Annotated in this window: 22 protein-coding genes; all 22 read right to left on the reverse strand. The window is 36.5% G+C overall.

Translation table 11 applies throughout. The features are described from left to right. The 22 genes from HRT96_RS09690 to HRT96_RS09795 all read right to left on the reverse strand — a co-directional run bounded on the left by HRT96_RS09690 (nucleotide 1) and on the right by HRT96_RS09795 (nucleotide 22,446). Nucleotides 1–1,167: a nucleotide sugar dehydrogenase gene (locus HRT96_RS09690; protein WP_293155590.1), complete on the reverse strand. Its 1,167-nt coding sequence runs from the start codon at nucleotides 1,165–1,167 to the stop codon at nucleotides 1–3. Between the two features lie 118 nt (nucleotides 1,168–1,285). Further along, nucleotides 1,286–2,338, reverse strand: coding sequence for a pseudaminic acid synthase (gene pseI, locus HRT96_RS09695; protein ID WP_293155593.1), 1,053 nt, complete (start codon nucleotides 2,336–2,338; stop codon nucleotides 1,286–1,288). Nucleotides 2,339–2,379: 41 nt separating this feature from the next. Further along, entirely contained in the window at nucleotides 2,380–3,963 is a 1,584-nt protein-coding gene (gene pseG / locus HRT96_RS09700; RefSeq protein WP_293155596.1) for a UDP-2,4-diacetamido-2,4,6-trideoxy-beta-L-altropyranose hydrolase, read from the reverse strand. A gap of 1 nt (nucleotide 3,964) precedes the next feature. Next, the gene (pseF, locus tag HRT96_RS09705) at nucleotides 3,965–4,651 is read right to left on the reverse strand and encodes a pseudaminic acid cytidylyltransferase (protein ID WP_293155599.1); all 687 of its coding nucleotides are present in this window, start codon (nucleotides 4,649–4,651) and stop codon (nucleotides 3,965–3,967) included. Between the two features lie 9 nt (nucleotides 4,652–4,660). After that, nucleotides 4,661–5,890 carry a UDP-4-amino-4,6-dideoxy-N-acetyl-beta-L-altrosamine transaminase gene (pseC, locus tag HRT96_RS09710; protein WP_293155602.1) on the reverse strand — a complete coding sequence of 410 codons (1,230 nt, stop codon included), beginning with the start codon at nucleotides 5,888–5,890 and terminating at the stop codon, nucleotides 4,661–4,663. Nucleotides 5,891–5,954: 64 nt separating this feature from the next. Then, nucleotides 5,955–6,956, reverse strand: coding sequence for a UDP-N-acetylglucosamine 4,6-dehydratase (inverting) (gene pseB, locus HRT96_RS09715; protein ID WP_293155605.1), 1,002 nt, complete (start codon nucleotides 6,954–6,956; stop codon nucleotides 5,955–5,957). Between the two features lie 193 nt (nucleotides 6,957–7,149). Further along, nucleotides 7,150–8,229, reverse strand: coding sequence for a glycosyltransferase family 4 protein (locus HRT96_RS09720; RefSeq protein ID WP_293155608.1), 1,080 nt, complete (start codon nucleotides 8,227–8,229; stop codon nucleotides 7,150–7,152). Between the two features lie 65 nt (nucleotides 8,230–8,294). Next, on the reverse strand, nucleotides 8,295–9,074 hold the full coding sequence (locus tag HRT96_RS09725; protein ID WP_293155610.1) for a glycosyltransferase family 2 protein: 780 nt from the start codon (nucleotides 9,072–9,074) through the stop codon (nucleotides 8,295–8,297). A gap of 29 nt (nucleotides 9,075–9,103) precedes the next feature. Continuing rightward, complete coding sequence (locus tag HRT96_RS09730) at nucleotides 9,104–10,408, reverse strand: O-antigen ligase (RefSeq protein WP_293155613.1); 1,305 nt, start codon at nucleotides 10,406–10,408, stop codon at nucleotides 9,104–9,106. Nucleotides 10,409–10,653: 245 nt separating this feature from the next. Beyond that, nucleotides 10,654–11,208 carry a sugar transferase gene (locus HRT96_RS09735; protein ID WP_293155616.1) on the reverse strand — a complete coding sequence of 185 codons (555 nt, stop codon included), beginning with the start codon at nucleotides 11,206–11,208 and terminating at the stop codon, nucleotides 10,654–10,656. After that, nucleotides 11,201–12,175 carry an SDR family oxidoreductase gene (locus tag HRT96_RS09740; RefSeq protein WP_293155619.1) on the reverse strand — a complete coding sequence of 325 codons (975 nt, stop codon included), beginning with the start codon at nucleotides 12,173–12,175 and terminating at the stop codon, nucleotides 11,201–11,203. Before HRT96_RS09740 ends, HRT96_RS09735 begins: the two co-directional genes overlap by 8 nt. A 2-nt stretch (nucleotides 12,176–12,177) precedes the next feature. After that, nucleotides 12,178–12,885, reverse strand: coding sequence for a glycosyltransferase family 2 protein (locus HRT96_RS09745; RefSeq protein ID WP_293155622.1), 708 nt, complete (start codon nucleotides 12,883–12,885; stop codon nucleotides 12,178–12,180). Nucleotides 12,886–12,932: 47 nt separating this feature from the next. Then, complete coding sequence (rfbC, locus tag HRT96_RS09750) at nucleotides 12,933–13,472, reverse strand: dTDP-4-dehydrorhamnose 3,5-epimerase (RefSeq protein ID WP_293155625.1); 540 nt, start codon at nucleotides 13,470–13,472, stop codon at nucleotides 12,933–12,935. Between the two features lie 27 nt (nucleotides 13,473–13,499). Beyond that, entirely contained in the window at nucleotides 13,500–14,378 is an 879-nt protein-coding gene (gene rfbD, locus HRT96_RS09755; protein ID WP_293155628.1) for a dTDP-4-dehydrorhamnose reductase, read from the reverse strand. Nucleotides 14,379–14,387: 9 nt separating this feature from the next. Continuing rightward, on the reverse strand, nucleotides 14,388–15,266 hold the full coding sequence (rfbA, locus tag HRT96_RS09760; RefSeq protein WP_293155630.1) for a glucose-1-phosphate thymidylyltransferase RfbA: 879 nt from the start codon (nucleotides 15,264–15,266) through the stop codon (nucleotides 14,388–14,390). Next, entirely contained in the window at nucleotides 15,266–16,342 is a 1,077-nt protein-coding gene (gene rfbB, locus HRT96_RS09765) for a dTDP-glucose 4,6-dehydratase (protein ID WP_293155633.1), read from the reverse strand. The genes rfbA and rfbB overlap by 1 nt, the downstream gene beginning before the upstream one ends. Nucleotides 16,343–16,389: 47 nt before the next feature. Next, on the reverse strand, nucleotides 16,390–17,169 hold the full coding sequence (locus HRT96_RS09770; protein ID WP_293155636.1) for a glycosyltransferase: 780 nt from the start codon (nucleotides 17,167–17,169) through the stop codon (nucleotides 16,390–16,392). A gap of 111 nt (nucleotides 17,170–17,280) precedes the next feature. Continuing rightward, nucleotides 17,281–18,687, reverse strand: a complete 1,407-nt coding sequence (locus HRT96_RS09775; RefSeq protein WP_293155639.1) for a hypothetical protein — start codon at nucleotides 18,685–18,687, stop codon at nucleotides 17,281–17,283. A gap of 211 nt (nucleotides 18,688–18,898) precedes the next feature. Continuing rightward, on the reverse strand, nucleotides 18,899–19,825 hold the full coding sequence (locus HRT96_RS09780; protein ID WP_293155642.1) for a glycosyltransferase: 927 nt from the start codon (nucleotides 19,823–19,825) through the stop codon (nucleotides 18,899–18,901). A gap of 65 nt (nucleotides 19,826–19,890) precedes the next feature. After that, entirely contained in the window at nucleotides 19,891–20,760 is an 870-nt protein-coding gene (locus HRT96_RS09785; RefSeq protein ID WP_293155645.1) for an alpha-1,2-fucosyltransferase, read from the reverse strand. A 1-nt stretch (nucleotide 20,761) separates the two neighbouring features. Next, nucleotides 20,762–21,790, reverse strand: coding sequence for a glycosyltransferase family 10 (locus HRT96_RS09790; RefSeq protein ID WP_293155648.1), 1,029 nt, complete (start codon nucleotides 21,788–21,790; stop codon nucleotides 20,762–20,764). Next, nucleotides 21,790–22,446: an FkbM family methyltransferase gene (locus tag HRT96_RS09795; protein WP_293155651.1), complete on the reverse strand. Its 657-nt coding sequence runs from the start codon at nucleotides 22,444–22,446 to the stop codon at nucleotides 21,790–21,792. The genes HRT96_RS09790 and HRT96_RS09795 overlap by 1 nt, the downstream gene beginning before the upstream one ends. Nucleotides 22,447–22,471 lie beyond the last annotated feature (25 nt).

A 22,471-nucleotide genomic window follows, 5' to 3' on the forward strand; every position in this document is an offset into this window, starting at 1 on the left:
CTAATCATTACCAAATAAGTCGCGAGTATAAACTTTATCAGCGACGTCAAGCAGTTCGTCCGCTAAACGGTTCGATACTATGACATCAGCAAGGGCTTTAAATTCATTGAGGTCGGTAAGCACCGGAGATTTAAAAAACTCGCGCTCAGTCAATACCGGTTCATACACCACAACTTTAATGCCTTTGGCTTTAATGCGTTTCATGATGCCTTGAATTGATGAGGCTCGGAAATTATCTGAGCCAGACTTCATAATTAAACGATAAATACCGACAACCTGCGGGTTTCGCGCAATAATAGTGTCAGCGATATGATCTTTACGTGTCGAGTTAGCATCAACAATGGCACTGATTAAGCTGTTAGGTACATTTTCATAGTTGGCGCGTAATTGTTTGGTATCTTTCGGTAAGCAATAACCGCCATAACCAAATGATGGATTATTATAATGACTGCCAATGCGCGGGTCTAAACCTACCCCTTGAATGATCTGACGAGTATTTAAACCATGAGTTTCCGCGTAGCTATCTAACTCGTTGAAATAAGCCACCCGCATCGCTAGATACGTATTAGAGAATAGTTTAACCGCTTCAGCTTCGGTAGAATCGGTAAACAATACCTCAATATCAGTTTTAATCGCACCTTGCATTAACAAGCCAGCAAAGACTTCGGCACGCTTAGACTGCTCACCGACTATAATACGTGATGGATGTAAGTTATCGTATAAGGCACTACCCTCACGTAAAAACTCAGGTGAAAATAAGATATTATCACAGCCAAGACGTTGTTTGACTTCTTTAGTATAACCAACAGGTACCGTCGATTTAATCACCATCACCGCACTCGGGTTAATCGCCATCACATCTTTAATCACCGCTTCTACTGATTTGGTATTAAAATAATTATGCACCACATCATAATCAGTCGGTGTCGCGATGATCACATAATCAGCATTGGCATAAGCAAGTTGCTTGTCAGTGGTTGCAATAAGATCAAGTGCTTTATTAGCGAGGAAATCTTCAATCTCATTATCAGAGATAGGCGATTTTTTATTGTTAATAAGTTCGACTTTTTCAGCGATAATGTCTAATGCAATTACGCTATTATGCTGCGCTAATAACACTGCATTTGATAATCCAACGTAACCTGTACCAGCAATGGTAATGTTCATGGTGTTGACCTGATGATGGGTGGAAATAACTTGAGAGATATTCTAGCATTAAATTATAACTACAAGTTAATGCTAGTATTTAAATAGTCTATATGAGCGGCGTTTTTTATTTTACGCCTTACTCAATGAGGTCAAAACTAAGTGCGGCCCCACGATAAATTATACCCTTAGCAACCTTGCCTAATACGGCGTCATAATGTTTCGGTGCTAAACCAAAACCAGGCCGAATACTGCGGACATTTTCCGCCGTTAATAACTCACCCGCAGCGATATCTTTAACCACATATAACGAACGGCGAAATTGAACATTACCTTGCTCTGCTGGTGTGCGTTCATAATTTACCTTACCCATCGCTTGCCAAGCAGTATGAGTATCTCGGCAGAGTTGAGCAAGTTCCGTCGGTTCAAGCGAAAAGCTGTCATCTGCACCGCCACCATTACGATCTAAAGTGACATGTTTTTCAATCACACAAGCGCCGAAAGCAACCGACACAACCGCGGTGGCATTATCAATAGTATGATCTGATAAACCAGAAAGTACATCAAAGCGTTGACTGATGTCTTCAATAGTACGCAGGTTATATTGCTCTGCAGGGGCCGGATAACTACTGACGCAATGTAAAACGACTAATTCTTCACAGCCATTTTCTCTTGCTGTTGTGATCGCGTCTTGGATCTCGGCCTTATTCGCCATTCCCGTTGAAATAATCATCGGTTTACCGGTTTGTGCCACCCGCTTGATTAAAGGCAGATCAATAACTTCGAACGAGGCGATTTTGTATGCTGGCGCATCCAACTCTTCTAATAAATCAACGGCTGAAAAATCAAACGGTGAACTAAAAATAGTAATGCCTAATTCTTTCGCTTTCGCGAATAAAGGTTGGTGCCACTCCCACGGCATATGTGCGCCCTTATACAACTCGTATAAACTTTGTCCATGCCACAAACCACCTTTGATCTGAAATTCGTCACTATCGCAGTCCATGGTAATGGTATCTTGAGTATAAGTTTGTAATTTTATTGCATCAGCACCCGCTTCTTTCGCCGCTGCCATTATCGCAAAAGCACGATTGATATCGCCATTATGGTTTGCAGATAACTCGGCGATAATATAAGGGCGATAATTAGGACCAATTTTACGACCATCGATAGTAATAGTTTGCTCAATCATGATGTTAATGAATACTCTTCGATAAAGGGAGGCATAGCTATTTAAGCCTGTGGATAGCGGATAAAGGTTTCCATGGCCAAGCGTTGGAAACGAGACTGAGTGAACAGCCGTTGTGAAGCGGTATTAACCATTAACACTTTAGCATGAATAGTGATATGTGGGTGTAGCTCATCCAAGTATGCTAGTGCTCGCTTGGCAATACCCTGACCATAATAAGCAGGATCAATAAAAATAGACAGCAAGTATTCAGCTGTACTCATTCTATCTAAACGCACCACACCGACGCTGATACCATGGCGAACTTGCTTATGACTTGATGCAGAAAATGTATCTGGTATGGTAATAATATAAAAAAAATCTTGCTGCTGACTGAGCTTATTCGCCATCCAAGTTTGATGTTCAGACCAGCTCGGTACTTGTTTATTTAACGCATATAGCCGCGTGTTCGGATGACATTGCCAATCAAATACCGGTTTAATGTCCGTCAGTACAGCACGGCGTAACTGTAGACATAACGTGTCATCGACATGTGCAGAACTATCTAAATGAACAGTACTATCTAAATTTTCAACCGCCTGTAATACCCGGTTCAATCCCAGCCCATCACATAACTTAAGGTTATTCTGTCTCAACGCTGACCAATTCTGCAATAACCGCTGATAAGTTAGCATCAACTGCTGGTTAATATCGTCGAGTTCAACTTTGTACGCTGCGTCCACAGCAACTAGATTACGACTTATGGTCTGCTGATTTTCTGCCAATGGAATGATAATACTCGGTAACCCCAAACAGGCACGTTCCCAAGCGGTAGTCCCAGGCGCGCCAATAGCCACTTGATGTTGCAGCATTATTTCAGCCATATTATCGACAAAGTCTAAATGGGAGATCCAATCACTATGCCGCTGACAGAATGCCTGTACTTGTTGGTAATGCGGTGCACGAGGCCCCAATAACACAGTAACCAAAGGTCGTGCTAACACAGGCATTGCAGCAAGCACAGTTAAAACCTGTAAGGTCGCGTTAGGTTGATCAATGCCGCCCATGCTTAATAATAATGTGGGTCTGAGGGAGAGTTCATCATTTGTTAATACTTGCTCACGATAATAGTTAAACTGCGGGTTTAATAATGCAAACTCACAGCCAGTTAATACCTTAGTATCGTCATAAGTTCGTTGATATTCATTACTGCGGCGTAATAAGGTTTGATCTAAGATCAAATCGGCATGGTGACTACGTACTAAATCATCAATGACCATGATCTTACAATGTAATGCTTGCTGTATACGCTGCTGCCAGTTTGCATTCAACGCATAATGATCAACTATGACGAGCTCAGCGGTGTCTACCGCCGATAAAAAATCTTGCGCATCTTGCTGCCAAGGCACCTGTAACCAAGCTACATAATCAGCGCTAGTTGCAGGAGTCAGTTCAGTTTTTGGTGACGCTAATTGATAAACGCAGAAACCTTTATTTTCAATGAAAGCAATTAAATCGCCCACTTGTGGACGACAAACAAAGCTCACCCGGTGTCCTTGCGTTGTTAATCCTTGTGCTAATACCAAGCAACGCATCACATGACCACTGCCGATATGTACCGACGCATCGGTACGAATAACAATATTCACCTTAAACCTTCATGACCGCATATAACGCTTCGGCAAATTCCCAATCTTCCAAAGTATCTACATCTTGCACTCTTTTACGCGGTATCAAGATAGCTTTTGAACAAAGTGAGAAAAAGGGTTTCCCGGTTTTAAATGCAGCTACCTTACCCCAATAGAATTGACCAGCATCGTGGAACGCTTCTTGTAAGTCTTGCGAGCGGGTATTTACATGCTCTGGCTGCAACATTTGTACAGAGCCATTGTCGTTTAATGAAATAGCCCGTTGAATGGGAAAAGCAAAAGACGTAGCACTGAATGCATAATCAATATCACCTGCAGATACAAGTGCTAATCCCTTAGATAAGTCGTTTGGTGATATAAACGGCGCAGTTGCATAAATACAACAAAGTAAATCGACGGTCATACTTTGCGACTCACACCAGCCTATCGCATGTTGCATGACATCCATGGTTGTGGCATGGTCATCGGCAATATCGGCAGGACGCATAAACGGCACTTCAGCCCCATATCTCCTGGCAATATCGGCAATTTCATGATCATCTGTCGACACGATTATTTTATCAAAGCAGCCAGATTCTTGCGCCGCTTCAATTGAATAAGCGATCATGGGCTTGCCATGAAATAACTTGATATTTTTACCCGGAATACGTTTACTGCCACCGCGGGCAGGAATGATCGCTATTTTCATATGAATTGTTTAACCATCGATAAGTAAGGCGGTACGAAGTGCAGCTACCACTTCATCTTGCTGTGCATGCGTCATGCCGTGGAATAGTGGTAATGAAAGTGCCTGTTGATAATAATGCTCTGCAGCAGGAAAATCACCATAGTTAAAGCCCATCACCTGATAATAAGGCTGAGTATGTACAGGGATGTAGTGTACGTTAACACCAACACCCAGCTCGCGTAATTGCCTGAACACTTCATTCTTAGATAAGTGTTTCTGAGACAAGTATTTTTGAGATACCTGTTTTTTAGATAACGTCGTATTATCTAACTGCAGCCCGACAACATACAAATGCCAAGCCGAATTAGTTTGTGCTAACTGCTTAGGTAAGGTTAGTGGTAAATCGGCTAATAACTGATTATAACGTAAAGCGAGGCGCTGGCGTTCACTCACAAACTGCGTCAATCGCTGCATTTGACTCACCCCTAATGCCGCTTGTAACTCCGTCATCCGATAATTAAAACCAAGTTCAACTTGCTGATAATACCAATCACCCTGCACTTCAATTGGCAGTCCAGTGACAGGCGTCATTAAGCTTTTATCACGAGTAATACCATGACTGCGTAATAACGCCATCTTATCCGCTAACGCTTGTTGGTTGGTTAATGCCGCACCACCTTCTGCTGTGGTAACAATTTTCACCGGGTGAAAGCTGAATACTGTAATATCAGCATATTCACCGCAACCTATGGGTTTATCTTGATAAGTCCCACCAATGGCATGCGCCGCGTCTTCAATGATCTTAAAACCGTATTGCAATGATAATGCGTAGATAGCAGCCATGTCACAAGACTGACCGCACAAGTGCACAGGAATAACCACTTTCGGTAGTTTACCTTCGGCCTTTGCTGTAATAAGTTTTTGTTCAAGCGCCTTGGGGCAAAGATTATAAGTGATAGGGTCAATATCGACAAAATCAACTTGAGCACCACAATATAAGCCACAATTCGCCGATGCAACGAAGGTAATGGGGGTCGTCCACAACCAATCACCCTCACCGAGTCCTAACGCTAAACAAGCAAGGTGTAATGCCGAAGTGGCGCTGTTACAAGCAACCGCATACTCAGCACCAGTATGCTCAATCAAAGCTTGTTCAAACAAAGGAACTTGCGGACCTTGGGTGAGAAAATCGGATTGCAATACCGCGACAACCGCATCAATGTCTTGTTGGTTAATATCTTGTTTACCATACGGGATCATGACAACACTCTTTATTAGAAGGCCTTACAACTTTTTATACAGCGTTATAACTTTTGATAAAGAGTTATAACTCTGCCAAACGATCAAAATCACGGATCTGTTGAATATCCAGAAACTCAGGATTATTACCAGAATGGTATTCGTATCCTTGTGGCACCGCTTGGCCTTTTTCGCCTAATTGATTGACACTATAATCAATATTTTTATCAAAAAAGATAATGGTTGGGCAGATAACATAATGATCTTCAAACGCTAAGGTTAAATGCGAGTCATCCTTAGGGCACATGATCTCATGTAATTTTTCACCCGGGCGAATACCGATGATCTCAGTTTTAATACCTGGCGCATACGCTTCAACTAAATCCATAATATGCACAGAAGGGATCTTAGGAATAAATATTTCGCCGCCCTGCATACGTTTAAAGTTGGTCAGTACAAAATCAACGCCATCTTGCAAGGTGATCCAAAAACGGGTCATATCTGGGTGAGTAACAGGTAATGATTCTGCACCCTTGTCTAACAAACCTTTAAAAAATGGCACCACAGAACCACGCGAACCAACAACATTGCCATACCGTACACAAGCAAAACGGGTTGGACCACTACCTACCATATTGTTTGCAGCAACAAATAGCTTATCCGAAGCTAGCTTTGTGGCGCCGTATAAATTAATCGGGTTCGCCGCTTTATCCGTAGATAACGCGATTACCTTTTCGACTTTGTTGGCGATGGCCGCTTTAATGACATTTTCGGCACCGTGAATATTGGTTTTAATGCATTCCATCGGATTATATTCTGCCGCAGGTACTTGCTTTAGCGCTGCCGCATGGATAACAAAGTCCACATCCTGCATCGCTTGCATCATACGCTCAGCATCACGCACATCACCGATGAAATAGCGCATACACGGATCATTAAACTCTTGTTGCATTTCAAACTGCTTGAGCTCATCACGCGATAAGATAATTAAACGTTTTGGTTTATAATTAGCAAGAATGGTTTTGGTGTATTTTCGACCAAAAGAGCCAGTGCCACCAGTGATGAGAATGGATTTGTTATTGAACATATTTATCCTTCTTTAGCACGAGACAAACGAGACTAAACGCATGTTCAGATATAATTCTCGAGTGTCAAAAAATCAGCGTATCATTAATATCAGCAATAATTATACCGCTTTTAAGCAGATACTAAAATCCCCCTCTCCTGACTCTTTTATAAAAGTAGGGCGAGGGGGATTAAATGAAAAATACACAAGGAAATTATAACTGCTGAAAATATTGCTCAAATTTATCGACAGTATTCTTGGTTGAAAATTCATTGGCTAATTTTGCTTTACCTGCTATACCGAACTCAGTAATCGCTTGTGGATTACGATGGAAAAAACGTACTTTTTCAGCAATTGCATTCGCATCTTTTACTGGTACGACAAATCCCGTCGTGCCATCGACGACGACTTCTTTACCACCACCCGTTGTCGTCACGATTGTCGGTGTACCACATGACATGGCCTCCATGACAGCTCGGGGTAAACCTTCTCCACTGATCGACGGTTGTACAAGTACATCACAGGCGGTAATAATTTCAGGGGCATCTTGACGATAACCCGTTACATGGATCCGATCTTTCATCGGATGCTGCGCAATCAAACTAAGGTAAGGTTCTTGATCTAGCCCTTTACCGACTAACAACAAGTGGAAGTTAGTCAAATCGGCCAGTTGTTCAGCCGCCGTCAACATGACTTCAATACCTTTACTTGGACGAACATTACAAGCACATACCACAGTAAAATCGGTTTCTTTAATACCTAATTCAGATAAATCCGCCGCCTTATGATCATACCAAGCCAGGTTATGGCCTTTATGGATAGTAATAACTTGATCTTTACCTTTCCAAACTTGTTGCAAAATATCTTGTCTTACTGCGTCGGAAACACAGATAACACCATCAATACGTGGATGTAATATAGTCAAATATGCACTTGGATCATGCCGATACAAGCCGCCAGTCGTGCCACGATAAGCGACTAACTTAACCGGAAAACCGATACAAGCAAAAGCCGCATTGGGGATCGTTTTAGAATTTGTGGCATAAACGACATCATAATTATGCTGTTTTAACTCTGCACGTAAGGCCTTTATTGTCTCAAAGCATATTTTACGCTTCGGATAACCGAATATAACTTTAATGCCAGCCTCTTGATAATAACTCAAGGCATTTGAATCCTCAGGTATCATCACAGTGACGTCATGCCCTTTATTAGCAAGGCCAATAAATGTTTCAACTTCAGGACGTACGCTATTGTATGCATTGGCAAAACCAGGAAATGCTAATATTCTCATTGTTAACCTATCAAATTATGTAGTAGTAAATACTCAGTTAGCTGATTACATTAATCTTTTTTTGCTTACTTGGTATTATTCTTTTTATTGTCACTGATATGTTTAAACTTCAACAATGTATATTTATTAAAGGTATATTGAAATTGTATTACTGCGATCAAAAAACCAATACGGCCATCTAAAAAACCACGACGTAAAAAATAATGGCGGATAAAAGCAAACACAGCAGACAAGGAACCTTTTAACATTGACCCTTTTTTACCTTTATTATACTTTTCTTGCGCCCAAGCTTCTGCGTAACCAGTACGTTTTTGTAAATAAATACTCAGGTCAGAAAATGTATAATGCAGCAGGTTATGTTGTAAGTCGATAATTGGCGCACCTTTGCATTCCAATGATTCATGCACCATTTTTTGGTTATAGCGATAGCGGCTACGATTATATATACGCGGTAATTTATCAGGGTACCAACCACTGTGATAAACAAACTCACCACAAAAATGGGTCAGGCGGTTGACTCTAAACACCTGTTCATCATCAGCGCTTTCTAATGCAGCTTGAATTTCTAACGCTAATTTTTCAGGCACAACTTCATCGGCATCAATCGAGAATATCCAGTCATTCGTTGCTAAGGCTTCGGCGCGACGTTTCTGTTCACCAAAACCAGGCCAATCTTCGCGGACAAATACCTTATCGGTATATTTTCTGACAATATCAAGGGTTGCATCAGTACTGCCTGAATCAACAATCACAATTTCATCGGCCCAAGTTACTGACTGTAAGCATGCTGCTATTTTTTGTTCCTCATTCTTACAGATAATACAAACTGATATTTTGTTACTCATTGATAACACCTTATTCTATTATTATAAAATTATTTTTCAGTTTCTTTCTTTACCAATACTAGACCTGAGCCTAGAAGAATAACGGTCATCAATGGATAAAATATAGCACCTGAATTGTGTTTAAACATTGCCTGAGTCAAACAGTAACCCATCATCATAATGACACTTAATGCTCCACATTGAGCAATAGTTTTTGCCTGTAAATCACCGTCACGGTAAATTTTTCTAAAAATAAATAAAGGGGCGATAAAAATCCCCATTAATCCAATAAACCCCAGGACACCTCTTACAGATAAGGCTTCGAGGTATTGATTATGTGAATGGCTCGTCAAATAGTTCGAAGGGATATTAATCAGACCTTCATCTTGCCTTTGAGCTCTTAATTCCAGCCGTTTTTTATAACCAACACCTACAAAGGGTGCTTCAATAAATGTATAACCCGAATCACGCCATAACTCTAAACGAATGCCAGATGATGACTCAGATTCAGGTTTCACCCCACCTTCATACATATCAATTTCCTGAGAAAGTTGAGCGATGCGCGATGGTTGCTGTTGCATTGTCGGTGTTATATTAATAACAGTAAGCATAGACAATGTTGGAGCGATGAGAATGATGAATGCAACAAGTGTTTTTTTAGTTTTTTGTATATACTTTCTATTCATATATAACAAGAAGATGATAGCAATAGGAACAAATACCCAACCACCACGAGAGCCAGAAAGATAGCTCGCGGAAATACCGAACGCGGCGCCAAAGCTACATAAAACAGATGTGATTAGTGCTGATTTATTTAGATGGTAAATAGCAATTGGTAAACAAACAATCCCAAATGTCATCGCTATATTACCAGATTGTATCGGCATGTAACCTTTAGATAAAAAGTCATTTCCTGATACGAACGCCCGTCCCTGGTCATAATAAAATACCAGAACTAAAGCAGCTATACCCGCGATATAACTTGCTATAACGAGACTTTTCGTGATCCAAGCAAAAGGAGGGGGATAACGAAGTATGGCGACAAAAATAGGAATACATAAAATGAATCTACTTGGGTCATCCAATCGCGATAAACTATCCCCATTTAATAATGTAGAAAAAGCAAAAATACTAAAATAAAGCAAGAATGCCCCTATCAAAACATTTACATCTTTAGTTAATATTTTACGAGAGGTTGAAAATAGGACTGGTAAAGAAAATAGTAATAAAATTGCTGGTATTGCTTTATAACCTTTTCCATATGCGAGACATAAAATAGGAAATAGACAGGCCAATATAGGTACCAGTTTAGCGCTAATATTGGTATTTAATTTAGATATTTTATTAATTTTCATTTACAACCATAAACCTATTTCAATATGGATATTATCCGATACAACCATCAAATCCGATTCTCACCTGAAGTATCGTATTTGTCGACCATTTAAATCACTAGCCACAGGCCTCTATTAAAAATAGAAAACAAATCGCCAAACCTAAAATATGATTACCGCGCTGTTATTGATAAACATATTCCAGAATTATACTGCTTTTAATTGTAATAAGTAGAGGATTATAACGTTTATACATCTAAGTGTCGTTATTTTGTATTAACTGCGTCACCAGTACCGCTACCTGTAGCAGTCATAATGATATATTTAAAATAATCTTTTATTGTTAATGTATCAATCATTTTACGGTCAGTTTTCGCCAACAGTTCAGGTGTCGACATATCAATATTGTTCACCTGAGCTAATCCGGTGATCCCAGGTAAAACATTGTATACACCGCGCGCATCACGTTCATTAATCAACTCGTGCTGATTGAACAAATTAGGACGTGGACCAACAAAGCTCATTTCACCTTTAAGCACGTTAATAAGTTGCGGTAACTCATCTATTTTTGATTTACGTAAGAACCCACCTATTCTAGTAATCGAAGCAGAATTAGCCAGATGACTGGCTACCGATTCCGTTTCCACTGTCATCGTTCGAAACTTAATTAATGTAAATGGTTTTTTATTTTTACCGACACGGCTTTGCATAAATATCGGCGATTTAGTATCAAAGTAACCGATAACAGTAATGATAACTAAAATTGGTGCAGTCAGTGTCAAGCCGATAAAAGCCAGAATGAAGTCTAAAAATCTAATCATTTTTTTCTTCTCTTGTAAAAGCGTTGTTTTGTAACAAGGCATCTGCGGTTTTTTTGAAACCTTCATCGACACTCATAATCGGAGTCCAATTTAGCAAGGTTTTAGTTTTGGTTATATCAACATGCAATGAACCCGTTAACCGGTTGATGACATCACTTTTACCTAACACCTTTCCAACTAATTGAAACAATGGCAGAGGAACAGGTAACATCCAGCCACTTTTACCACAAGCCTTCGATAATTGACTAATCATCGAAGCAGTTGACAGATCATCATCATCAGACACTAAAAATACTTGGTTCGCCGCTTTAGGGTGCTCGATACAAGTCATGATCAAGTCAACTAAATTATCAACCGAGACCATGCTACGCTTGTTATTGTTTATACACGCAAAAGGTAATGGTAAACCTTTAGATACTAAATTAAGTAGCGAGGCGAAATTTGCTTTTACCCCCGGACCGTAAATCAATGGCGGACGGATAATCACAACTTCCATACCGGTTTCTTCAGCTAATACTAATAACTGTATTTCAGCTTCAGACTTTGAAACACCATATGGGTCCAATGGATTACGCTCATCATCTGCAGTAAATGCTCCTGAATGCGAGGTACTTTCACCGTTTACCTTTATTGAACTGATAAAAATAAAGCGTTTTACCCCGGCTTCAGCAGCCTGTCTTGCTAAGTTCAGTGTACCAGCTGTATTCACTGTTCTATATTCAGCTAACGGATCGCCAGAGCTGTCGTCCATGATGTGAGCACGGGCTGCACAGTGAATTAGAACGTTAGGAACAGATATAAAATTATAACTCGTTTCACTATTAATTGTATCAATGAGAATATCATCTACATCCATCAATACAGACGGAGTTCGACCTATTAGTAATAAATTCGAATCACTTTCAGTTAAATATTGCTTAATATAACTGCCTAAAAAACCGTTTCCACCGGTCAAACCAATTAGCATAACTATAGCCTTTTTGAAACTAAAAATTTAAACAGACTAGTGAGATACCAGTAGAAATGTTTAGAGAAAATATTTCGATTTGCATAAGCACCATCATGTACAGCACTTACACTTTTTATAAAACAGACTTTTTGATCAAATTTATTTCTTGCTCTATAACAAATGTCCACATCTTCATAATACATGAAATATTTTTTATCAAAGCCGCCAAGTTCAGTATATAAACAACCTTTAAATATTAAAAATGCTCCCGATGCCCAATCAATATAAGAAAAGTTATCTAATTTTACTTTATCATACGCTTTATTCACTGGTTTTTTTAAAAACAGATTAAGCACATCAATCCATTTAGGGAAGTTCCGCAATGAGTGTTCATGTTCAAGATAACCAGCATCCTTAAATAAACTCACAGTAAAAAGCTTATTTTTAGTTTTTTCGATTTCTTTTGTTAATAGAATAAATTGTTCAAGTTCAATGTTAGCATCTGGGTTAATAATAAAAAACCAATCTGAATTAGATAAGCCTAACTCTAATGCCGATGAAAAAACAATATTGTTATTTTCACCAAACCCTGAATTAGGTCTTTCCGCAACATAGTTAAAGTTAAACTTAGCACAATGTTCTTTCAGTTCTTCATTTAAAATATTATCTTTAATTAAAACGGTTACATTATCAATTTCATTTATTTTAATTAGGTTTGAATTATTCATTATGAAATTTTCATGCCCATGGGATACAACTGATATATATATATGATTCATAAAGCAATAACATCTCGAAAGGACAACCCTTTTTTATCTTTTTCTGATAATATAGGTCTATTTAAGCAAGGCCATTTAATACCGATATCTTTATCATCCCAAGCTATCGAATGCTCAGCTTCTGGATTATAATAATCAGTACATTTATACACAAATTCAGCGTCTTCACTGGTTACGTAAAAACCATGAGCAAACCCTTCTGGTACCCATAATTGACGCTTATTCTCTGCTGATAAATAAACTCCGCACCATTGCCCGTAAGTAGGTGAACCTTTACGTATATCAACCGCAACATCAAATACTTCACCTGATATTACTCGTACTAATTTACCTTGGGTATTTTCAGTTTGATAATGCAAACCTCTCAAAATACCTTTTGAGGATTTTGAATGGTTATCTTGTACGAAGGTACGCTTCGCGATTTTTTCTTCAAATTCTTTTTGCTGCCATGTTTCCATAAAGAAACCACGTTCGTCACCAAATACATTCGGTTCAATAATTTTTACATCAGGGATATTTGTTTCGATTACGTTCATTTAAACTACTCTTAAAAACTACTATTGCTACGTATAATGTTTAACTTGATTTAATGCCGCTTGCCAGTCGCTCGCTTCAATACCGAAAGATTGCATGATTTTATCGGTGGCTAATTTTGAATTGGCTGGGCGCTTAGCTGGTGTTGGATATTCTGTTGTCGGTATACTACTTAAAGCAGGTATGTTATTTAATACCTGTTGCGTTTTCACTTCACTAAAAATAGCTTGTGCAAACTCAAACCAGCTGACGTGTGGATATCCAGAGAAGTGATATACACCATATTCAATTGATTTACCTTGCTCAATTTGAGTCGCGATTTCAATTAATGCATCCGCTATATCACCCGCATAGGTTGGGCCGCCAAATTGATCACCGACAATACTTAATGCATCCCTATCTTTACCAAGACGCAACATTGTTTTCACAAAATTATTACCATGTTCGCCAAATACCCAGGCTGTTCTTAAAATAATATGTTTGTCACATGCTTCTATAACAGCTTGCTCTCCAGCAAGTTTACTTTGCCCATAAACACCTTGCGGTGCGGTAGGATCTTCAGGGGAATATTGACCATCTTTATCACCAGAAAATACGTAGTCTGTCGATATGTGTAACATAGCAGCATTAATTTTTTGCGCCGCTTCAGCAAGGTATTTAGGTCCATCACGATTGATCTTATAAGACAACTCCATTTCTTTTTCAGCACTATCAACTGCGGTATGAGCAGCAGCATTAATAATGACATTCGGGTTAAACTTAAATACAATTTTTTGTACGGCTGTTGCATCGGTAATATCTAAATCATCTCTAGTTAAAGCGAGTACAACTGTATTTTCTTTTCTGTTGAGCTGCTCAGTCAAGCAATAACCAACTTGACCGTTACAGCCTGTAATCAATACCCGCATATTTATATTTTACCTTTTATTAGATTCGTCAATTAAACGTTTTAAATATTGGCCATATTCGTTTTTCATCATGGATTTGGCAATCTCAAGCACTTGCTCATTAGACAACCAACCATTGCGCCAAGATATTTCTTCAAGACAAGCGACTTTCAAACCTTGCACATGTTCGATAGTTTGCACAAAAGAAGATGCTTCATGTAAACTTTCATGGGTTCCGGTATCTAACCAAGCAAAACCTCGACCTAATAACTCCACATGTAATGAATCATCGTCAAGATACATTTGGTTAATACTGGTAATCTCCAATTCACCACGGTGTGATGGTTGAACTTGTTTAGCAAATTCAACCACGCGGTTATCATAGAAATACAAGCCTGTGACAGCGTAGTTTGATTTCGGTTCTACAGGCTTTTCTTCTATCGATATTGCCTTCATCTTATCATCAAATTCAACCACACCAAAACGTTCGGGGTCTCGAACCTGATAACCAAATATAGTTGCTCCCCGAGTTCGTTTAACCGCACTTTTCAAAATAGCTGTAAACGATTGGCCGTAAAAGATATTATCACCTAGTACTAAACAGCAATTATCATTACCAATGAATTCCTCACCAATAACAAAAGCCTGTGCTAACCCATCAGGATTCGGTTGTATGGCATACTCTAAGTTTATGCCAAAATCAGAACCATCGCCTAGCAAGCGCTTAAAACTGACATTATCCTCGGGGGTTGTTATGATCAGGATATCATGAATACCAGCAAGCATTAATACAGACAATGGATAGAAGATCATCGGTTTATCATAAATAGGCAATAATTGCTTCGATACACCGCGAGTTAGTGGATATAAACGAGTACCCGAACCGCCAGCTAAAATAATACCTTTCATTACTTTTGTTCCTCTACAGATATGCCTAAACGCTCACCGGAATACGAGCCATCAAGTACCCTGCTCCACCACACTTTGTTATTAAGATACCATTCCACTGTTTTCCGTATGCCTGTATCGAATGTCTCTTCTGGCTTCCAGTTCAGTTCACACTCGATCTTACTCGCGTCAATAGCATAACGAACGTCATGACCAGGGCGGTCTGTTACATAGGTAATAAGATCTTTATAATTCACCACACCTTCAGGTTTATTCGGAACTAATTCATCTAACAATGAACAAATAGTTAACACAACATCCAAATTGGTTTTTTCATTATGACCTCCGATGTTGTAAGTTTCACCGATTTTACCCTCTGTTACCACTTTATATAATGCACGCGCGTGATCTTCGACAAACAACCAGTCTCGAATTTGTTGTCCATCGCCATAAATAGGGAGTGCTTTACCATCTAACACATTAAGAATAACTAATGGGATGAGCTTTTCAGGAAAATGATAAGGCCCATAGTTATTTGAACAGTTAGTGATTAAGATTGGTAACCCATAAGTTCTGTGCCAAGCTCTAACTAAATGATCACTTGATGCTTTTGAAGCTGAATAAGGAGAACTTGGTGCATAAGAAGTTTCTTCAGTAAATAAATCATTAGGTCCTTCTAAGTCGCCGTATACTTCATCTGTTGAAATGTGGTGGAAACGAAATGCAGATTTCTTAGCGGCATCCAGTGTATTCCAATAAGTACGTGTCGCTTCCAGTAATGTGTAAGTACCGACTATATTCGTTTCAATAAATGCAGCGGGACTATCAATTGACCGATCCACATGTGATTCTGCGGCTAAATGCATTACAGCATCTGGTTGATATTTTAAGAAAATTTTATCTAGAGAAGATCGTTCACAAATATCAATTTGTTCAAAGAAATAGCGTTTTTCATTTTCAATATAGCTCAATGACTCTAAATTTCCCGCATACGTTAACTTGTCAATATTAACAACCGTGTTTTTTGTATCTTTAATAATATGCCTAACGACCGCTGAACCAATAAAACCAGCACCGCCAGTAACTAATACTTTCATGGGTTTACCTTAATAAAATAACAATCCATATAAAAACATTTGAAATATCAATGATTATGTTTAGCCATTTTAATTAAATGTTTTAAAAGACAAAAAGAAAATAATACCGGTAGCAGAGGCACATATTTAACCTCGCGAGTACAAAATTTAAAATACATCTTAAATTCACCTTTTCTCATTTTAAATTTATTTGAACTAAGGCCCCCCTCACTCATCAGTGATCTATTCAGTCTAACAAGAGGGCGATTTAAATATTTTATAACGTAGCCATCCAGTATTACTCTTAGATAAAAATCATGATCTTCAGTAAATCGAAAACTTTTATCAAATCTTGTGTTTAAACTACGTTTAAACACAATAGAAGGAGTAACCGCAAAGTTTTTAATTAACAAACCGAATAAGCTAACAGAACTAATTTTGTACGAGTTTTCGTACAACGAATATTCATTAACTGAATAATCATGTCCAATTAAATCAATGCTTGGTTCATCATTTAATATATCAGAAATTAAAGACAACTTATTTTTATAAAAGTAATCATCGGCGTCTAATAACGCAATATATTCCGAATTAGACGCGTCAATACCGACATTCCTAGCATTTGACGGCCCTTGGTTTTCACTCAATTTTATCAATTTTACCGTTTGTTTTAAAGTGCTTCGCTTTATAAAATTATCGATAATATCGCAAGAAAAATCCTGACTGAAATCATCGACGATAATAATATCAAAATCTTCAAATGTTTGAGATGTACAACTTTCAATACACTTGACAATAGTCTCTTGAGCATTAAAGCATGGTATTACTATAGAAAATTTATGTTTCATTATTACCAACCAAATTTCAATATTATTTAATTCTAGGCGACTGATGACATCTATATTTCATCTCGTCATTTTTATCAACCTTGAGTTTTTAGATTACTTGAGGACTAAAAATTAAGATTGTTTTTTATTCATAAAAAATAGTCCTACTAGATAAAGTCCACCGCCAAAAAAGCACATTATAAAATTAGAAATAGAGAGTGCTACATTAAAATCAAATACTACAAAATAACCAATAGCAGGTAGCGTCATACCTATCGACAGTAAAATTCTTTTAAATGGTATCCTAAATAATAGATAGCTCCTCATTGATATATACATAGAAACTAATACCACGATACTAGAACCAACAAGAATAGTTTGAATCTGAATTCCAAATTGTAACCAACTTTTCAAAAATAGACCAACAGATAAATATATTGCACCAAGCGCATATGGAAGTATAAATTTTACCGTTTTTTTCTCCACTTGACTAACAACAGCAAAAGTATTAACTAATACTCTACCCAGTTCGATCCATGCACCATATATAGCGAAAATGTAAGCATCGTAGTATTGCTCTCCGATAACAAAAGGAAAAAGGTATTTAACCGAAAAAGTTAGAAATAAAGCTAAAGATACGTACAAAGGGATCACTGTATAAAAATAGCTGTTAACAAGATCCGTTCTTTTTTCTTTGGTTGAATTTTCTGAGTTCTTATAAAGTTCCGGTATAAAGTATTGGGTTAATAATGACTCTGCAATTGCAAAAACCTGACTAGAAACGGCTAATCCTACGCCTAAAAATGCAAGAAATTCTAAACCATACATTTTTTCAACTATCATTCTATATCCCGAATTTAAGAACCACATAAAAATGGTTGCAATAGCGATAGGAAAACAAAATTTACGTATTTCATTAAAATCTAGAGGGAGCCTTTTACTTGTCTCCACCAAGTATTTAGCTCTAAACCCAAACGTTGCTAAAATAACGACAAAACCATTGCCAATAACTAATCCTGTAAGCCATGACAATGCTGTAGGACTGAAATATTGTATAAACACATATGAACAAATAAGAGAGAGTAAAGCGGTAAGAAGATTAAAAACAACGAATGCAACTCTTTGCTCCAGCATGTTAAGCAATGGCACTATAGTTTGGTTGGCACTTTGACTCAATATTAAAAACGATGTAATGATCAATAAATTATAAGGTAACAAATTCAGACCGGATAATTTAATAACGAACATAAATAAAAAAGAAAATATTGTGATTAATAATATATACAACAACTGTTTTTTGTAGGCGCCATAAATCTGACCTTCAAAATTCCATTTTGCCGTTTGTCTATTAAAATACTGTCCAATTGGATTTATAAGAAATAGTGAAAAAAAAGATTGTACTGTAATTATATAATATACGAATCCAAGTTCAATCTGAGGTAATATTGTTGTTGAAATCCTCAATGCACATAATGTAATAACAATTTGAAGTAAACGACCGGCTAATAAAACTTTGAAATTATTATTTATTTTTAACATCGTCTAAACACATCTCACTAAGTTATCTAAATATATTATTTATAGATCTATACATTTCTTAAGCGTCGTTTCAATATCGTCAATAGTATGTATATCGACGATACTTCGACTCTTCGACTCTTCGACTCTTCGACTCTTCTTTAGATTACAGAGATTAAAGGTAACCTAGTCTAATCAATCATTATTATGAAGTCGTTATGAGATAATAAATTTATCTAGCTATTAAATATTTAACGACTCTTAAAGCAGAAAGTAAAACGATATTAAGGGGGAGCGACTTGATCAATAAAAATGTTTTACCTAGTTTCCGTCTAAAAAAAGTTTTGAATACATAGTATCCTAGCTGTTCTAACTCGAATGAATTCAATCTTTTATTATTAGTATAATGATTTAACTTGTCTACAATAGATTCAATTTCATGAAAGTTTTTATTTATAAAATAATTAGAAATTTTTATAGCATCCAGTAAGTTAGATGTTTTGTTAACATTTGACAATGATAAAGAAAAATCTCTATAATAAAATAAATATTCATCTACATTTGTAATTTTCGCACCTGACTCATAAAAACGTACCCAAAGAAAATAATCTTCTGCTGAAATAAATTTATCATCAACATAAGACAATCCATTATTTTCAAGAAATGAACGCCTAAATGTCACAGAACCATGTGCGAATGGCACTGAACGAGAAAGAATTATAGCCTGATAATCAGGATTTGTTGAAACGACTATAGAATGCATTAAGTTACTTTGTTCATCTATAACATGAAAGTGACAACCGCAAATATCAAACCCTAATTCTAAAATATCCACTTGTTTTTCTATACGATCCAATGAACTTATATCATCAGCATCCATTCTTGATATATACTTACCAGAAGCAATAGAGATAGCTTCATTTAAAGTATATATTAAGCCTTTATTTTCTCGACTTAAAACTTTCACTCTAGAGTCTATCTCTGAAAAATATTTAATTTTACTTAAAGAATCATCGCTGGAGCCATCATCAATAACTATTATTTCTAAATTTTTATATGTTTGATTGCATACTGAACTCAATGCATCATGAATATATTTAGATGCATTATAAACAGGTATAATAACACTAACCAAAATATCTAATTTTTCACCCGTCACGATTAACCCTTTTAAAATATTTTACTCACGAGATCATGCTTCCACAGACCCTCACATTCGTATTATTACAATTTAACCCATAAATGAGGAATTATATCCCCCGATTCTTTAGCCATATTATCATTTTCGAACCATTTTTTTGGTGTGATTATTACTTTACTTTCATTTTTATTCAACCAAGCTCCCCACCAACTAAATGTACTATTAGATATAATTTGATGTTTACACTGCGACATCAAAATCATATCTACTTCTGGTCGTTCAGCACTACCCGTTACAAAATTCAATTTATAACCAAGTTCTAAGTTATTACGGCACCACTCAATATCATCAGAAAATACAAAAAATTCACTTGAATCATCGAGTATATTATTTTCGCTCATATATGCGATAGCGCGAGAAAAGTATGCACTGTCACAAGTACCATGTATACTATTCGCATATTGATTGGAAATATAATCACCACGACGAATATGGATTGATATACTATTAGTATTGTTTATTTTATGGCTTACTTTAGTTTCAATGTTATTTAAAGAATTTTTCAGGGTCAACTCTTCTAATAATTGAGTTCTTATAACTTCAAAATATTTTTCAGTTTGAAAATATCCGATTAGCGAACTTCCATTTTCCACATTGAGCACATCTTCATTAAATTCTAAATTACGCTCAAAATAATACTTGTTAAATACTTTTAATTTACTTACGTGTTTTTTAATTACATTCCTTTCTAATAAAGAACGAAGCAATTGTTTCTTAGACGAGAATATACCTTTACAATTAAATTCATTTAAACGTAAAGGATGTACATCATAAGAATTAAACTCACTTACATCCAAAACAACCGAGGTATTAAGTTTTTCACTTAAGGCTCTTGCTGTTGCATATTGAAAAAGCTGATTACCTAATCCACCCATTATTTTAATTTTTATCAATTTAGTGCCTATTTAAATCATCTAATACATGTTCCACAATCATATTTGCAAATGTTTCAGCTCTATAAGGCTTAGACTTATCTGAAAATAAATAATCTGAAATATTATTTTGAATATCTACATATTGTTCTTTGGTCATATTTTTTAAATATAAATAAAGTTCTTCGTGAGTCTTAAACTGTCTACGATCAATAAAACAATTTTCAGGTATATGTTCAGTTATATTAGGAGCCCCCCAATAAATTGGTACACACCCCGCAAAAAAGCAATCAAATACTTTCTCTGTTATATAGCCAGATATCATCTGTGCATTTTCATAACATATGGAAAACTTATAATTATGTAACGTATCTCGTTTACTATCGACCATTCCTTTATATGAAGGATGCTTAACAGCTAGTTTTTTCGATAACAAGGGTGTTCTAGCTAAAAAGTAATTTAAATAACGATTTGCTGACACTCGGATTTCCCATCCTACACCATAAAACTCAAAATCATGTGGAGCATTTTTTTCAAACCAACGAATCGTTTTTACTCGTTTAGAATAAAGTTCCATTTTATGATTTACTACTTTATTTCCAGAAATCAAAGTACATAACGTCTTATCTTCAAACGGAAGTATACCCGTTTTATATATATTAATATTGTCTGGAAATTTATGGGAAAAATTCATTTTAAAATATTTTTTATTATCAACTAAATCATCATTCCATGTAAATATTTTAGTGAATTGTTCATGCTGCTTCAACTCCCATGAAAAAGATTTTATAACAGCACTTTCAAATAAAAATAAATAAGAAAAATCTGAAGTTATTTTAACTCCCTTTACAGGGAGATCGAAATATATCGCAAATTTTGAACGTGAAGGATCATTAATATCGCAAGTCGATAAATCAACATTGATTTCATTCAGTTTTTTTTTTAAAAGCCAACTACTATATAAACAATCATCTCTATTTATATACTCATTGTCTAAATCAAACATTTTATTTTGTAGATAATAATCAACAACAAGCGAAGCTTTCAACATTAAATACGCTCCCAATTTTCCCATACAAAGTAATAATCGTATGTAAGATGATGGGTTTCCTTTAACCGCTCTCGAATATCCTGTCGTAGCGATTTTGCTTCAGGAAAAAAATCATGGAATTGAATTTGTATATTTTTACACTTAGCGACAAGTCCTTGTTCGAACATCCGCTCGAGCAATTCAAACTCACCACCTTCAATGTTAATTTTAATTAAATCAATTTCATCAATTTTTTGATCTTCACAAAAAGTAGACACATCTTTCAACTGAATCAGCTCTTTTTCAATACCTGAACAAGCAATCGTACTGGACGCATCATTTTGTACTGTAATGTTCATTTCCTGATCACTACCAGCAAGTCCATAATTGTAAGCTTTAATACTTTCAACACCTTGAAATTTAGTAACAATTTCATTATAAAACCCTTCGACAGGCTCAAATATAAAGATATTACAGCCATACTGATTATATATATTTTCAGCCCAATCACCTTTATACCCACCTATATCAAATACAACCGAATCTTTACTAAGTGGATAGTTTAAGCGTAGTGTTTTATCACCATCAGCACGGATCCACTGACGCATGGCCATATAGAACAAATCTTTTGTCAGCAATTTATACGCGTTTTTTAATTTATTTAAAAAATAACTCATCTTCTTTCCTTATAAAATATCAATA

Origin of the sequence: Moritella sp., assembly GCF_013215705.1 — a bacterium.
In the GTDB taxonomy this organism is placed as follows: Bacteria; Pseudomonadota; Gammaproteobacteria; order Enterobacterales; family Moritellaceae; genus Moritella.

What these genes read in the sequence shown, in the direction of transcription:
- HRT96_RS09690 (WP_293155590.1), bottom strand. Translation starts at nt 1,167, where the DNA reads ATGAACATTACCATTGCTGGTACAGGTTACGTTGGATTATCAAATGCA.
- pseI (WP_293155593.1), bottom strand. Translation starts at nt 2,338, where the DNA reads ATGATTGAGCAAACTATTACTATCGATGGTCGTAAAATTGGTCCTAAT.
- pseF (WP_293155599.1), bottom strand. Translation starts at nt 4,651, where the DNA reads ATGAAAATAGCGATCATTCCTGCCCGCGGTGGCAGTAAACGTATTCCG.
- pseC (WP_293155602.1), bottom strand. Translation starts at nt 5,890, where the DNA reads ATGATCCCGTATGGTAAACAAGATATTAACCAACAAGACATTGATGCG.
- pseB (WP_293155605.1), bottom strand. Translation starts at nt 6,956, where the DNA reads ATGTTCAATAACAAATCCATTCTCATCACTGGTGGCACTGGCTCTTTT.
- HRT96_RS09720 (WP_293155608.1), bottom strand. Translation starts at nt 8,229, where the DNA reads ATGAGAATATTAGCATTTCCTGGTTTTGCCAATGCATACAATAGCGTA.
- HRT96_RS09725 (WP_293155610.1), bottom strand. Translation starts at nt 9,074, where the DNA reads ATGAGTAACAAAATATCAGTTTGTATTATCTGTAAGAATGAGGAACAA.
- HRT96_RS09730 (WP_293155613.1), bottom strand. Translation starts at nt 10,408, where the DNA reads ATGAAAATTAATAAAATATCTAAATTAAATACCAATATTAGCGCTAAA.
- HRT96_RS09735 (WP_293155616.1), bottom strand. Translation starts at nt 11,208, where the DNA reads ATGATTAGATTTTTAGACTTCATTCTGGCTTTTATCGGCTTGACACTG.
- HRT96_RS09740 (WP_293155619.1), bottom strand. Translation starts at nt 12,175, where the DNA reads ATGCTAATTGGTTTGACCGGTGGAAACGGTTTTTTAGGCAGTTATATT.
- HRT96_RS09745 (WP_293155622.1), bottom strand. Translation starts at nt 12,885, where the DNA reads ATGAATAATTCAAACCTAATTAAAATAAATGAAATTGATAATGTAACC.
- rfbC (WP_293155625.1), bottom strand. Translation starts at nt 13,472, where the DNA reads ATGAACGTAATCGAAACAAATATCCCTGATGTAAAAATTATTGAACCG.
- rfbD (WP_293155628.1), bottom strand. Translation starts at nt 14,378, where the DNA reads ATGCGGGTATTGATTACAGGCTGTAACGGTCAAGTTGGTTATTGCTTG.
- rfbA (WP_293155630.1), bottom strand. Translation starts at nt 15,266, where the DNA reads ATGAAAGGTATTATTTTAGCTGGCGGTTCGGGTACTCGTTTATATCCA.
- rfbB (WP_293155633.1), bottom strand. Translation starts at nt 16,342, where the DNA reads ATGAAAGTATTAGTTACTGGCGGTGCTGGTTTTATTGGTTCAGCGGTC.
- HRT96_RS09770 (WP_293155636.1), bottom strand. Translation starts at nt 17,169, where the DNA reads ATGAAACATAAATTTTCTATAGTAATACCATGCTTTAATGCTCAAGAG.
- HRT96_RS09775 (WP_293155639.1), bottom strand. Translation starts at nt 18,687, where the DNA reads ATGTTAAAAATAAATAATAATTTCAAAGTTTTATTAGCCGGTCGTTTA.
- HRT96_RS09790 (WP_293155648.1), bottom strand. Translation starts at nt 21,790, where the DNA reads ATGTTGAAAGCTTCGCTTGTTGTTGATTATTATCTACAAAATAAAATG.
- HRT96_RS09795 (WP_293155651.1), bottom strand. Translation starts at nt 22,446, where the DNA reads ATGAGTTATTTTTTAAATAAATTAAAAAACGCGTATAAATTGCTGACA.